The sequence below is a fragment of the Variovorax sp. RCC_210 genome, from assembly GCF_041355175.1.
Lineage (GTDB): Bacteria > Pseudomonadota > Gammaproteobacteria > Burkholderiales > Burkholderiaceae_C > Variovorax.
Genome location: NZ_JBFUPJ010000001.1, coordinates 1550982 through 1563572, shown reverse-complemented (window position 1 = coordinate 1563572; position 12591 = coordinate 1550982). Strand labels below are relative to the sequence as shown.

Below are 12591 nucleotides of genomic sequence, written 5' to 3'. Positions count from 1 at the left end.
TGTATGACGCTCAAGCTCGCCATCGCGCAACTCAATTTTGTGGTGGGCGACCTCGTCGGCAACGCGAAGAAGATCGTCGACGCCGCGCGCCAGGCCCATGCCCAGGGCGCGCGCCTGCTGTTGACGCCCGAACTCTCGATTGCCGGCTACGCGGCGGAGGACCTGTTCCTCCGTCCCGCCTTCACCGAGGCCTGTGATGATGCCGTGAAAGGCATTGCCGCCGCTTTGGCCGACCTCAAAGACATGGTCGTGGTGGTGGGGCATCCGACCGGCGGCAGCCTGCGCAGCCGCTCCGTGGCGGTGCAGCTGCGCCACAACGCGGCCAGTGTCATCAAGGAGGGCCGCATCCTCGAGACCTACGCCAAGCGCGAGCTGCCCAACTACCAGGTGTTCGACGAGCGCCGCTACTTCACGCCGGGGCAGGGCACCTGCGTGTTCGAAGCGGGCGGTGTCTCGGTCGGCCTGCTGATCTGCGAGGACGCCTGGTTCGACCAGCCGGCCGAGCTGGCCCGCGAAGGCGGCGCCGAGGTGCTGGCGGTGATCAATGCCTCGCCGTACCACGTCGGCAAGGAGGGCGAGCGCGTCGCGCGCATGGCCGAGCGGGCGCGGGCCGCGGGCCTGCCGCTGGTCTATGCGCACCTGGTCGGTGGGCAGGACGAGGTGGTGTTCGACGGCGCTTCCTTCGCGCTGCAGGCCGATGGCGCCGTCGCCATGCAGGCCGAGAGCTTCCAGGAGCGGCTGCTGTTCGCGCAGCTGGAGCGCACGGGGCAGGGCACGGTCGGGTTCGTGGCGGCGCCCACCGGCATCGCCGCCCCGCGCGACGCCGAGGCCCAGCTGTGGGACGCGCTGGTGCTGGGCGTGCGCGACTACATCGGCAAGAACGGATTTCCGGGCGCCATCCTGGGGCTTTCAGGCGGCATCGACTCCGCATTGGTGCTTGCCATCGCGGTCGATGCACTGGGCAAGGACAAGGTGCGCGCGGTGATGATGCCGTCGCCCTACACCGCGGACATCAGCTGGATCGACGCGCGCGACATGGCCGCCCGGCTGGGCGTGCGCTACGACGAGATTTCCATCAAGGACACCTTCGAGTCGTTCAAGGGCGCGCTGGCCGGGGAATTCAAGGGCCGGCCCGAGGACACGGCGGAGGAAAACATCCAGGCCCGCATTCGCGGCACGCTGCTGATGGCGCTGTCGAACAAGTTCGGCGCCATCGTGCTCACCACGGGCAACAAGAGCGAAATGGCCACCGGCTACTGCACGCTGTACGGCGACATGGCGGGCGGCTTCGCGGTCATCAAGGACCTGCTGAAGACCACGGTCTTCGCGCTGGCCCGCTGGCGCAACGCCCACGACCCGTACGGCACGGGCTCGCAACCCATTCCCGAGCGCATCATCACCCGGCCGCCCAGCGCCGAGCTTCGGCCCGACCAGACCGACCAGGACAGCCTGCCGCCCTACGACATCCTCGACGGAATCCTGGCACGCTACATGCAGGACGACGAGGGCATCGACGAGATCATCGCGGCGGGTTATGACCGCGCGGTGGTCGAGCGGGTTGCGCGGCTCATCAGGATCAACGAATACAAGCGGCGCCAGGCGCCGGTAGGCATCCGGGTCACCCATCGAAGCTTCGGCAAGGATTGGCGTTACCCTATCACCAGCAAATTCAACGAAACCGCCGGAGCACAAAAACCATGAAGCAGATCACCGCCATCGTCAAACCCTTCAAGCTCGAGGACGTGCGCGAGGCCTTGGCCGAAGTGGGCGTCACCGGCCTGACCGTCACCGAGGTCAAGGGCTTCGGCCGACAGAAGGGACACACCGAGCTGTACCGCGGCGCCGAATACGTGGTCGACTTCCTGCCCAAGATGAAGGTCGAGGTGGTCGTGAACGAGGCCGATGTGGAGCGCTGCATCGAAGCCATCGTCAGTTCCGCACGCACCGGAAAGATCGGCGACGGCAAGATCTTCGTCACCAGCGTGGACCGCATCGTGCGCATCCGCACCGGCGAAGAGAACGAAAACGCGGTCTGAAACAAAAAAGCCCCCGGCGACGGGGGCTTTTTTTCGGGGGCAGCGTCAGAGGTTTTCCGACAGCCTGTCTTCCCGTGGATGCAGGGGCACTTCGGCGCGCAACGCGCTGAGCAGTTCGGTTGGCTCCGTGCCGGTGCGAATCAGCTTCATCTGCCAATCGCCCATGAAGCCCTCGCGCACGCTGTGCGCCAGGAAGCCCAGCAAGCCGTCGTAGTAGCCGGCGGTGTTCAGGATGCCGGTCGGCTTGTCGTGGTAGCCGAGCTGGCGCCAGGTCCAGATCTCGAACAGTTCCTCGAAGGTGCCGATGCCGCCCGGCAGGGCCACGAAGGCGTCGGCGCGTTCGCCCATCATGGCCTTGCGCTCGTGCATGGTGTCGACCACGTGCAGCTCGTCGCACAGCGGGTTGGCCAGTTCCTTGTCGACCAGGGCCTTGGGAATGATGCCGACGACGCGGCCGCCGGCGGTGCGGGTGGCCTCGGCCACCGTGCCCATCAGGCCGGTGCGCCCGCCGCCGTAGACCAGCTGGCCGCGGTGCTGGCCGATCCATTGGCCGACCGCTTGCGCGGCCTGGGAAAACTCGGGGCGCTCGCCGGGGCGCGAGCCGCAATACACACAGATCGAAAATTCAGGATTCATGCCGCCATCATGCCGCAGGCGGCATGCCTTCTCATGACAGGAAGCGTTGCCACAGCGCGGTCAGCCAGATGCCCCCGCACAGCGTGAGCGACAGCAGCACCGCGGCGCTGCCCATGTCCTTGGCGCGCTTGGAGAGGTCGTGCCACTCGGGGCCGATGCGGTCGATGGCGGCCTCGACGGCGGTGTTGAGGAGCTCCACGATCATCACCAGGATGGCGCTGCCCGCGAGCAGCGCCACCTCGACCCAGCTGCGGCCCAGCCAGAACGACACCGGGATCATGACGATCGACAGGATCGCTTCCTGCCTGAACGCAGGCTCGCTCCAGCCCGCGCGCAGGCCCTGCAGCGAGATCAGCGTGGCATGGAAGACGCGTTCGAAGCCCTTGCGCGCTTTCTGCGGGTTGACGGCGGGATCGGGCAGTTTCTTGGGCAAGGCACTCATCGGCGACTCATCGGTTGGGAGGTGATGAGCCGCGTACCGGCCCAGGCGTCGTGCCAGAACTGGCGCTCGGGGTGAAAACGTGCAAGCAAGGCCCAGACCGCGACCCAGCCGAAGATCAGCACGGTCGATTCGCCGCCCGACAGCTTGAAGGGGGCCATGGCGGCCAGCGGCGGCAGGAACCAGATCCAGCTCAGCAGGTAGCGCGCCAGCGCGCGGCGCTGGGTCACGGGGCGGCCGTGCAGGTCGACGATGCGGATGTTCCAGGTTTTCATGGCAAGGGTCTGGCCCTTGGTCCAGAACCAGACGAAGTACACGCCGAAAACCACGAAAAGAAAAGCCTGGAAAAGGTGGCGCCGCTCGTCCATGGCGTCGCGCATCTGGCCCAGCGTGCTGAACAGCCAGCCCGAGACGAACACCACGGCGAACAGCAGCATGCCCTCGTAGAGCCAGCAAGCCATGCGACGCCAGATGCCGGGGGCGACAGGGGCTATCGAAACAGGAGCGGTGGTTGCAGTTGCGACGGGCGAGGCAGGCTGATCGGGCCCCGAGGCCTCGGGAGAGCTGGAAACCATCGGAACCTTGGGGTCAGGGAGACGAGGAGGGCGCGTCGGCCGGCGCGGGCACCTGCGCTTCGGCCGGAACCGGCGGCGACGTCACGTTGGACGGCGCAGGCGCGGCAGGCACGATGGAGACGGCTGGCGTGGCGCCGGGGGCCGTGGTGCGCTCGGGCGGCGAAGCCACCATGACCGCGGCCGGTGCGGCCAGCGGCGCTGGCGGTGCCAGCAGGATGCGGGGTGTGTGCTGCCCACCGGGCGTGACGGCCGGCACGGGCACGAGCTTCTGCGCCGAAACGGGCCGCACGGGCACGGCGGCGCCGCGTGGCTTGGCCGGGGCGCGCTCGGCGAGCTTGCGCTTTTCTTCCTCGCTCAAGGCCTGGTATTGCTCCCACTTGGCCTTGCGCTCGTCGGCGGGAATGCGCTTGACCTCGGCGAAGTTCAGGCGGGCCTGCGTGCGTTGCTGGTTGCTCAGCGCGGCCCATTCGATCATTCGGCTGTGCAGCGTGCCCTGGTCGTCGGCCGACATGCTGGAAAAGTTGCGCGACAGGGCCAGCCACTTCTTCTTCTGGCCGACGTTCAGGGTGTTCCAGTGGACGCTCAGGGGCTTCAGCGCCTGTTGTTGCTCGGCGGTGAGCTCGCTCCAGAGCGGCTTGGTCGTCGAAACGGCTTTCGGACTGCTGCCCGGGGCGGACGCGCTTGTTGCAGAGCCGCCAGTGGACTTGCCCGATTCGGCGTGAGATTGCGTTTGCGGTTGGGCGCTGGCGAGCGTCAGGCCGAAGGCGGCGACTGCTAGCGCGCTCGCCCAAACGACGGCGCCCGCCTGGAGCGGGCGCGTCGGGCGGGGTGTGTTCGCGCTGGAGGTGGAACGGCGTCGCATTCGGTCGGTGAAGGATTTCAGGCGGTAAAGATTCAGTCGGAGGCGCTGTCGGCCTTCAGGAATTGGGCGAAACCGGGGTCCGTGTAGGCGGCAGGGGGCAGGTCGCCGGTCAGCAGGGCGGAGTCGACCTCGGCCAGTTCGCTGGCACGGTCGTCGTCCTGCATCACGCTGATGGTGATGAGACCGGCCACGAGTGCAATCAGGGGCACCACCGAACCGATGCGCGTCCACCAGCTGCCGCCGAGCGTGGCCGTGTGGCCCGCCTGCACCACCACGGGCGCGGTTCGCAGCTGCGGGGCCAGCTTGCGCGCGGCCACGGCCTGGGCGCGCGCCACGCGCAGTCGCTCACCGATGTCGTGCGGCAACTCGCGGTTGCCGGCCGACAGGCGGGCGGTCACGCGCTGGCCGAAGTCGTCTTCGGCGGCGGTGGATGATGTGATCGAAACCTTCGTGTTCATAGCGATATTCCCTTGGCCTTGAGCGCCTTGCTCAGAGCGTGAACGGCTCGCGAGCAATGGGTTTTGACGCTGCCTTCGGAGCAGCCCATTGCGGCGGCCGTCTCTGCGACGTCCATTTCCTCCCAGTAACGCATCAGGAAAGCCTCGCGTTGACGGCCCGGCAAAGCTGCGATCTGCTCTTCGATCTCGTGGAAGACTTGGGCGCGGCGGGTCGTGTCTTCGGCGCTCTCCGATTCCCTAGAGTCGGTCGGCGAAACGAAGTTCTCCAGCAGGTCGAAATCTCCGTCGTCGTCGACCGAATCGAAATCGCTGAGGTTGGAGAAAAGCGCGCGGCGGGTCTTCTGGCGGCGGAACCAGTCGAGCGTGCAGTTCGACAGGATGCGCTGGAACAGCATCGGCAGCTCTTCCGCGGGCTTGTCGCCGTAGTGCTGCGCCAGCTTCATCATGCTGTCCTGCACGATGTCGAGTGCCGCTTCTTCATCCCGCACGTGATAGACCGAGCGCTTGAAAGCGCGTCGTTCGACGCTTTTCAGGAAGTCGGAGAGTTCTTGTTCAGTGGCCAAGCGAGAAGGGGCGCAGGGGGCGCCGCGTGGGAAGGAGGTCTAGCGATCGCGTAGGTTTATCGCCGCGAATTATGCCTTTGTCGCTTTACAAGCCAGCTGAAGCGAATCTGAACGCCCGGAAATGCCATAATCCGCGCTGCAAGTCAAAAGGCAAACGGGTCTAGGTCCGGCGGAACATCAGTCTGCCCATGGCCATGGCCTCAAGTCCTGGCGCGACCTCACAAGGGTTGGCAAGGGGCACCCAAGGTATTTCGTTCCCGAAATAAACAAAGGTTGATCATGGAAATCTCCAAGGCGGAAATCGCTTCCGCGGCGGCCGCGTCTTCAGGCGCAGGCAACGCAACGCAAGAACTCATGGGTGCCGAAGTGCTGGTCAAGGCACTGCAGGCCGAAGGCGTCCAGTACATCTGGGGCTACCCAGGCGGCGCGGTTCTGTACATCTACGACGCGTTCTACAAGCAAGACACCATCCAGCACGTGCTGGTTCGCCACGAGCAGGCAGCGGTTCATGCGGCCGACGGCTATGCGCGTGCCACCGGCGAAGTCGGCGTGGCGCTGGTCACTTCCGGTCCCGGCCTGACCAACGCGGTCACCGGCATCGCGACGGCGTACATGGACTCGATCCCGATGGTGATCATCTCGGGCCAGGTCCCCACGGCGGCCATCGGCCTCGACGCCTTCCAGGAATGCGACACGGTCGGCATCACCCGCCCCATCGTCAAGCACAACTTCCTCGTCAAGGATCCCAAGGATCTGGCCATGACGATGAAAAAGGCCTTCCACATCGCACGCAGCGGCCGTCCCGGCCCCGTGGTGGTGGACGTGCCCAAGGACGTCTCCTTCAAGAAGACGCCCTACGCCGGCTATCCCGACAAGGTCGAGATGCGCTCGTACAACCCGGTGCGCAAGGGCCACGGCGGCCAGATCCGCAAGGCGCTGCAACTGCTGCTGGCGGCCAAGCGCCCCTACATCTACACCGGCGGTGGCGTGTTGCTGGGCAATGCCTGCAACGAACTGCGCACGCTGGTCGACATGCTGGGCTACCCGGTCACCAACACGCTGATGGGCCTGGGCGCCTATCCGGCGAGCGACCGCAAGTTCCTGGGCATGCTGGGCATGCACGGCACCATCGAAGCCAACAACGCGATGCAGAACTGCGACGTGCTGCTGGCGGTGGGCGCGCGCTTCGACGACCGCGTCATCGGCAACCCCAAGCATTTCGCGCAGAACGAACGCAAGATCATCCACGTCGACATCGACCCGTCGAGCATCTCCAAGCGCGTGAAGGTCGACATCCCGATCGTCGGCGACGTGAAGGACGTGCTCACCGAGCTCATCTCGATGATCCGCGAAAGCTCCGCCAAGCCAGACGCCGGCGCGCTGGCCGACTGGTGGAAGACCATCGAGGCCTGGCGCTCGCGCGACTGCCTCAAGTACGACCGCGGCAATACGGACGTGATCAAGCCGCAGTACGTGGTCGAAACGCTCTGGAACATGACCAAGGACGCCGACGCGTACATCACGTCGGACGTGGGCCAGCACCAGATGTGGGCGGCCCAGTACTACCGCTTCGACGAGCCGCGCCGCTGGATCAACTCGGGCGGCCTGGGCACCATGGGCGTGGGCATTCCCTACGCCATGGGCATCAAGCTCGCGAAGCCCGATTCGGAAGTGTTCACCATCACCGGCGAAGGCTCGGTGCAGATGTGCATCCAGGAACTCTCCACCTGCCTGCAATACAACACGCCGATCAAGATCTGCTCCCTCAACAACCGCTACCTGGGCATGGTGCGCCAGTGGCAGGAGATCGAATACTCCGGCCGCTACAGCCACAGCTACATGGACGCGCTGCCCAACTTCGTGAAGCTCGCCGAGGCCTACGGCCATGTCGGCATGCTGATCGAGCGTCCACAAGACGTGGAGCCCGCGCTGCGCGAAGCACGCAAGCTCAAGGACCGCACGGTGTTCATGGACTTCCGCACCGACCCGACCGAGAACGTGTTCCCGATGGTGAAGGCCGGCATGGGCATCACCGAGATGCTGTTGGGCTCCGAAGATCTCTGATCTGCGGCGCATTCGCTTAACTTTTCACTGACGAATCTATTGCCCGCCGAGCCCGCGCATTACCGTGCGCGGGGGAGGGCGGCGAAAAGAGGAGTCACGCAAACATGAAACACATCATTGCAGTGCTGCTGGAAAACGAGCCGGGTGCTCTTTCCCGCGTGGTGGGCCTGTTCTCGGCCCGCGGCTACAACATCGAGTCGCTGACGGTGGCGCCCACGGAGGACCCGAGCCTCTCGCGCATGACCATCGTCACGAACGGTTCGGACGACGTGATCGAGCAGATCACCAAGCACCTGAACCGGCTCATCGAAGTGGTGAAGGTCGTCGACCTGACCGAGGGTGCCTACACCGAGCGCGAGCTCATGATGGTGAAGGTGCGCGCGGTCGGCAAGGAGCGCGAGGAAATGATGCGCATGGCGGAGATTTTCCGCGGCCGCATCATCGACGTGACCGACAAGAGCTACACCATCGAACTCACCGGCGACCACGGCAAGAACGACGCTTTCCTGGAAGCGATCGAGCGTAGCGCTATCCTCGAGACTGTCCGCACCGGTGCCAGCGGCATCGGGCGCGGCGAGCGCATCCTGCGCGTGTAGGGGGTGCAGATCCCCTCAGTTTCATCGTTTATCAACACATGAGGAGAAGGTGAATGCAAGACTTGCTGGGCTTCGACAAGATGGTGACCCCCATCATCATCCGGATACTGTATTTCCTCGGACTGCTGGGTGTGCTCGTGATGACCGTCGTGTCATTGTTCCAGGGCCGCATCCTGGCTGCCATCGGCATTCTTGTGTTCGGCGCGATCATGGTTCGCGTCTATAGCGAATTGCTGATCCTGCTGTTCCGCATTCACGACAACCTCGTGTCCATCAATCAGCAAATGAAGGACCGGAATTCTTCCGGCCAATTGTGAGTGAACGCACCCCCGAGCAGGGGGTGCATCGAGACTAAATAGGAAAGACGCATCATGAAGGTTTACTACGACAAGGACGCCGACCTCAGCCTCATCAAGGGCAAGACGGTTGCAATCATCGGTTACGGGTCGCAAGGCCATGCGCACGCGCAGAACCTGAACGACAGCGGCGTCAAGGTCGTGGTCGGCCTGCGCAAGGGCGGTGCTTCGTGGGACAAGGTCGGCAAGGCCGGCCTGCAGGTCGCCGAAGTGGCCGACGCCGTGAAGTCGGCCGACGTGGTCATGATCCTGCTGCCCGACGAGCAGATCGCCAACGTCTACAAGAACGACGTGGCCCCGCACATCAAGGAAGGCGCCTCGCTCGTCTTCGCGCACGGCTTCAACGTGCACTACGGCTTCGTGCAGCCGCGCGCCGACCTCGACGTGTGGATGGTCGCTCCCAAGGCCCCGGGCCACACCGTGCGCAGCACGTACACCCAAGGCGGCGGCGTGCCCCACCTCGTGGCCGTGCACCAGGACAAGACCGGCAAGGCGCGTGACCTCGCGCTGAGCTACGCCACCGCCAACGGCGGCGGCAAGGCCGGCATCATCGAGACCAACTTCCGCGAAGAAACCGAAACCGACCTGTTCGGCGAACAAGCGGTTCTGTGCGGCGGTACGGTCGAGCTGATCAAGGCCGGTTTCGAAACGCTGGTGGAAGCCGGCTATGCGCCCGAAATGGCGTACTTCGAATGCCTGCACGAACTCAAGCTGATCGTCGACCTGATCTATGAAGGCGGCATCGCCAACATGAACTACTCGATCTCGAACAACGCCGAATACGGCGAGTACGTCACGGGCCCGCGCATCGTGACCGAAGAGACCAAGAAGGTCATGAAGCAGGTGCTCAAGGACATCCAGACCGGCGAATACGCCAAGAGCTTCGTGCTCGAAGCCGCTGCCGGCCAGCCGGCGCTCATCAGCCGCCGTCGCCTGAATGCAGAGCACCAGATCGAAGTCGTGGGCGAGAAGCTGCGCGCGATGATGCCCTGGATCAAGAAGAACAAGCTGGTCGACCAGACCCGTAACTGATCTTCGAGTCGAAGGCAAAAGGCGCCCGCAGGGCGCCTTTTTCCAAGGGCCACCCTCGCGGTGGCCCTTTTGTTTGAAGGGTGCCCGCAAGGCCCCCTGAACTACACTGCAAGCCATGCGACCCACAGACCTAGATGCTATCGATTGGATAGCTGACCGCGCAGTGCCCATGAGGGACGGAGGCAATTTCAATGCATGACGATACGGTTCCCAACGAGGTGCAACCGCGCAAACGCCGCAAAGGCATCTACATCCTGCCGAACCTGTTCACGCTCGCTGCGTTGTTCGGCGGTTTCTATTCGGTCGTGATGGCCATGAACGCACGCTTCGACCTCGCGGCGCTCGGCGTGTTCGCCGCGATGATCCTGGACAGCCTCGACGGCCGCGTCGCGCGTATGACCAACACGCAGAGCGCGTTCGGCGAGCAGATGGATTCGCTGTCCGACATGGTGTCGTTCGGCGCCGCGCCGGCGCTCATCGCGTACGAGTGGTCGCTCAAGGGCCTGGGGCGCTGGGGTTGGATCGCAGCCTTCGTGTACTGCGCGTGCGCCGCACTGCGGCTCGCGCGCTTCAACGTGAACACCGGCGTGGTCGACAAGCGCTGGTTCCAGGGCCTGCCGTCGCCCGCCGCCGCCGCACTGGTGGCCGGTTTCATCTGGCTCGTGGACGAATGGGGCAAGCGCGGCGGCGAGGTGCTGTATCTCTCGTGGACGCAGATCACCTGGGTCACCTTCGCCTTCACGCTGTACGCGGGCCTCACGATGGTCACCAACGCGCCGTTCTACAGCTTCAAGGACATCCAGATGAAGAAGAGCGTGCCTTTCGCCGCGATCGTGCTGATCGCACTGGGCATCGCGGTCATCAACATCCATCCGCCGACCGTGTTGTTCGGGCTGTTCGTCATCTACGGCCTGAGCGGCTACGTGGTGTACGGCTGGCGCAAGGCCAAGGGCCAGCCGGTGAGCGTGATCAGCACCTCGACCGAAGAACCCGACGAGCGGGGGTTGCACAACTGACACGCGGGGCCTTCACAGGCCCGCGAAGGCTGTGCTACATTAGCAACCCTCATGACCAAGATTTCGCTGCTGGCCCTACTAGCCCTCCCTCACGGGCGGAGACGGTAGCGCACGCGCAAATCCCTCACCACGGCCCGTTCGCACCAGCAACGGGCCGTTTGTTTTTGGGGTTGCTGGTTGAATTCCAACCACTCAGAGAACTCGACATGCTCAAGCAACCTCAAAGCAAATACCGCGCATTCGCCCCGATCGGCCTCAAGGACCGCACCTGGCCCGATGCCGTGCTGACCAAGGCGCCCATCTGGCTGTCGACGGACCTGCGTGACGGCAACCAGGCACTTGTCGAGCCCATGGACATCGCACGCAAGATGCGCATGTTCGAAACCCTGGTGGCCATCGGCTTCAAGGAAATCGAAGTCGGCTTTCCCTCGGCGTCGCAGGTCGAATTCGACTTCGTGCGCAAGCTCATCGAGGAAGACCGCATTCCCGACGACGTGACGATCCAGGTGCTGACGCAGGCGCGCGACCACCTCATCACCCGCACCTTCGAATCGCTGCAAGGCGCTCCGCGCGCCATCGTGCACCTCTACAACGCCGTCGCGCCCGTGATGCGCCGCGTGGTGCTCGGCATGAACGAAGACCAGATCGTCGAGCTCGCCAGCAGCCATGCACGCATGTTCAACGACTGCGCCGCGAAGCAGCCGAACACGAAGTGGACCTTCCAGTACTCGCCCGAAATGTTCTCGGGCACCGACGTGGCGTTCTCCAAGCGCGTGGTCGACGCGGTCACCGACGTGTGGGCGCCGACGCCCGAGCGCAAGTGCATCGTCAACCTGCCCACCACGGTCGAGCACTCCACGCCGAACATCTTCGCCGACATGATCGAGTGGATGCACCGCAACCTCGCGCGCCGCGATTCGATCGTGCTGTGCGTGCACCCGCACAACGACCGCGGCACCGGCACCGCCGCCGGCGAACTCGCGCTGATGGCCGGCGCCGAGCGCATCGAAGGTTGCCTCTTCGGCAACGGCGAGCGCACCGGCAATCTCGACCTCGTCAACGTGGCGCTCAACCTGTATACCCAAGGTGTCTCGCCCGAGCTCGACTTCTCGAACATCGACGAGATCCGCGCCACGGTCGAGCATTGCAACCAGATTCCGGTGCACCCGCGCCACCCGTATGTGGGCGACCTCGTCTACACCTCGTTCTCGGGCTCGCACCAGGACGCGATCAAGAAGGCCTTCGCCGCGCGCAAGGAAGGCGACATCTGGGACATGCCCTACCTCCCCATCGATCCGAAGGACGTGGGCCGCAGCTACGAGGCCGTGATCCGCGTGAACAGCCAGTCGGGCAAGGGCGGCATGGCCTACCTGCTCGAGAGCGAATACGGCCTCGAGATGCCGCGCCGCCTGCAGATGGAGTTCATGCAGACCGTGCAGGGCGTGATGGACGTCGCGGGCAAGGAACTCACCGCCGCCGACCTCTGGCAGCTGTTCGTGCGCGAATACGGCATCGAGACCGCGCAGTCGCTGCAGCACCGCGTGATCGAGGAGCAAGGCGAGGGCGCCGACGCCTCCGTGGTGCTGCGCGGTGACCTGCCTTGGGACGGTGAAGTGCGCGCCATCGAAGGCCGCGGCAACGGCCCCATCGACGCCTTCACGCAGGCGCTGAGCAAGGCCACCGGCCACACGGTGCGCGTGATGGACTACCACCAGCACGCCATCGGCGCCGGTGCGGATGCCAAGTCGGTGGCCTACCTCGAGCTGCGTGTTGACGAAAGCCAGACGCTGTTCGGCGTGGGCATCGACGCCAATGTGATCACGGCGTCGCTGAAGGCGATCGTCTCGGGCGTGCAGCGTGCGCGGGGCCGCGGTGCTCGCAGCGCACAATCGGCGGTTGAAGTCGCCTGACGCCGTGCCGGCCCGAGCCGGACGCGCAAGGTGGTAATAAATAACGGA

14 protein-coding genes are annotated in these 12591 nt (G+C 64.9%); 8 read left to right on the top strand and 6 right to left on the bottom strand.

Annotated features, from left to right (window positions below):
- The first annotated feature begins 3 nt into the window (after positions 1–3).
- Both AB6807_RS07375 and AB6807_RS07370 read left to right on the top strand, forming a co-directional pair.
- Positions 4–1701 (top strand): NAD+ synthase, encoded by a 1698-nt coding sequence (locus AB6807_RS07375; protein ID WP_371084043.1) that lies wholly within the window; start codon positions 4–6, stop codon positions 1699–1701.
- Positions 1698–2036: a P-II family nitrogen regulator gene (locus AB6807_RS07370; RefSeq protein ID WP_116907431.1), complete on the top strand. Its 339-nt coding sequence runs from the start codon at positions 1698–1700 to the stop codon at positions 2034–2036. Before AB6807_RS07375 ends, AB6807_RS07370 begins: the two co-directional genes overlap by 4 nt.
- Before the next feature lie 45 nt (positions 2037–2081).
- Here AB6807_RS07370 and AB6807_RS07365 read toward each other — a convergent pair whose 3' ends face one another.
- The 6 genes from AB6807_RS07365 to AB6807_RS07340 are packed head-to-tail and all read right to left on the bottom strand — an operon-like array spanning position 2082 to position 5569.
- Positions 2082–2672 carry a TIGR00730 family Rossman fold protein gene (locus AB6807_RS07365; protein ID WP_371084042.1) on the bottom strand — a complete coding sequence of 197 codons (591 nt, stop codon included), beginning with the start codon at positions 2670–2672 and terminating at the stop codon, positions 2082–2084.
- Positions 2673–2703: 31 nt separating this feature from the next.
- Entirely contained in the window at positions 2704–3114 is a 411-nt protein-coding gene (locus tag AB6807_RS07360; RefSeq protein ID WP_116907433.1) for a diacylglycerol kinase, read from the bottom strand.
- Entirely contained in the window at positions 3111–3686 is a 576-nt protein-coding gene (locus tag AB6807_RS07355) for an RDD family protein (protein ID WP_116907434.1), read from the bottom strand. Before AB6807_RS07355 ends, AB6807_RS07360 begins: the two co-directional genes overlap by 4 nt.
- Before the next feature lie 13 nt (positions 3687–3699).
- Positions 3700–4548 carry a DUF3106 domain-containing protein gene (locus AB6807_RS07350; RefSeq protein ID WP_371084041.1) on the bottom strand — a complete coding sequence of 283 codons (849 nt, stop codon included), beginning with the start codon at positions 4546–4548 and terminating at the stop codon, positions 3700–3702.
- Between the two features lie 32 nt (positions 4549–4580).
- Positions 4581–5006, bottom strand: a complete 426-nt coding sequence (locus AB6807_RS07345; RefSeq protein WP_116907436.1) for a DUF3619 family protein — start codon at positions 5004–5006, stop codon at positions 4581–4583.
- The gene (locus AB6807_RS07340; RefSeq protein ID WP_116907437.1) at positions 5003–5569 is read right to left on the bottom strand and encodes an RNA polymerase sigma factor; all 567 of its coding nucleotides are present in this window, start codon (positions 5567–5569) and stop codon (positions 5003–5005) included. The genes AB6807_RS07345 and AB6807_RS07340 overlap by 4 nt, the downstream gene beginning before the upstream one ends.
- 279 nt (positions 5570–5848) lie before the next feature.
- Between AB6807_RS07340 and AB6807_RS07335 the strand changes: the two genes are divergently transcribed.
- The 6 genes from AB6807_RS07335 (at position 5849) to leuA (ending at position 12543) form a co-directional block, all read left to right on the top strand.
- Complete coding sequence (locus AB6807_RS07335; protein ID WP_116907438.1) at positions 5849–7633, top strand: acetolactate synthase 3 catalytic subunit; 1785 nt, start codon at positions 5849–5851, stop codon at positions 7631–7633.
- Positions 7634–7737: 104 nt separating this feature from the next.
- The gene (gene ilvN / locus AB6807_RS07330) at positions 7738–8229 is read left to right on the top strand and encodes an acetolactate synthase small subunit (protein WP_116907439.1); all 492 of its coding nucleotides are present in this window, start codon (positions 7738–7740) and stop codon (positions 8227–8229) included.
- A gap of 53 nt (positions 8230–8282) precedes the next feature.
- Positions 8283–8546, top strand: a complete 264-nt coding sequence (locus AB6807_RS07325) for a DUF4282 domain-containing protein (RefSeq protein ID WP_116907440.1) — start codon at positions 8283–8285, stop codon at positions 8544–8546.
- 54 nt (positions 8547–8600) lie between these two features.
- Positions 8601–9617: a ketol-acid reductoisomerase gene (gene ilvC / locus AB6807_RS07320; protein ID WP_116907441.1), complete on the top strand. Its 1017-nt coding sequence runs from the start codon at positions 8601–8603 to the stop codon at positions 9615–9617.
- A gap of 191 nt (positions 9618–9808) precedes the next feature.
- Entirely contained in the window at positions 9809–10633 is an 825-nt protein-coding gene (gene pssA, locus AB6807_RS07315; RefSeq protein ID WP_116907442.1) for a CDP-diacylglycerol--serine O-phosphatidyltransferase, read from the top strand.
- A 206-nt stretch (positions 10634–10839) separates the two neighbouring features.
- Positions 10840–12543, top strand: a complete 1704-nt coding sequence (gene leuA / locus AB6807_RS07310; RefSeq protein WP_371084040.1) for a 2-isopropylmalate synthase — start codon at positions 10840–10842, stop codon at positions 12541–12543.
- The last annotated feature ends 48 nt before the right edge of the window (positions 12544–12591 follow it).

Bases quoted from the DNA above. Each gene is read 5' to 3' on its own strand.
- AB6807_RS07375 (WP_371084043.1), top strand. From the start codon at position 4: ATGACGCTCAAGCTCGCCATCGCGCAACTCAATTTTGTGGTGGGCGAC.
- AB6807_RS07370 (WP_116907431.1), top strand. From the start codon at position 1,698: ATGAAGCAGATCACCGCCATCGTCAAACCCTTCAAGCTCGAGGACGTG.
- AB6807_RS07365 (WP_371084042.1), bottom strand. From the start codon at position 2,672: ATGAATCCTGAATTTTCGATCTGTGTGTATTGCGGCTCGCGCCCCGGC.
- AB6807_RS07360 (WP_116907433.1), bottom strand. From the start codon at position 3,114: ATGAGTGCCTTGCCCAAGAAACTGCCCGATCCCGCCGTCAACCCGCAG.
- AB6807_RS07355 (WP_116907434.1), bottom strand. From the start codon at position 3,686: ATGGTTTCCAGCTCTCCCGAGGCCTCGGGGCCCGATCAGCCTGCCTCG.
- AB6807_RS07350 (WP_371084041.1), bottom strand. From the start codon at position 4,548: ATGCGACGCCGTTCCACCTCCAGCGCGAACACACCCCGCCCGACGCGC.
- AB6807_RS07345 (WP_116907436.1), bottom strand. From the start codon at position 5,006: ATGAACACGAAGGTTTCGATCACATCATCCACCGCCGCCGAAGACGAC.
- AB6807_RS07335 (WP_116907438.1), top strand. From the start codon at position 5,849: ATGGAAATCTCCAAGGCGGAAATCGCTTCCGCGGCGGCCGCGTCTTCA.
- ilvN (WP_116907439.1), top strand. From the start codon at position 7,738: ATGAAACACATCATTGCAGTGCTGCTGGAAAACGAGCCGGGTGCTCTT.
- AB6807_RS07325 (WP_116907440.1), top strand. From the start codon at position 8,283: ATGCAAGACTTGCTGGGCTTCGACAAGATGGTGACCCCCATCATCATC.
- ilvC (WP_116907441.1), top strand. From the start codon at position 8,601: ATGAAGGTTTACTACGACAAGGACGCCGACCTCAGCCTCATCAAGGGC.
- pssA (WP_116907442.1), top strand. From the start codon at position 9,809: ATGCATGACGATACGGTTCCCAACGAGGTGCAACCGCGCAAACGCCGC.
- leuA (WP_371084040.1), top strand. From the start codon at position 10,840: ATGCTCAAGCAACCTCAAAGCAAATACCGCGCATTCGCCCCGATCGGC.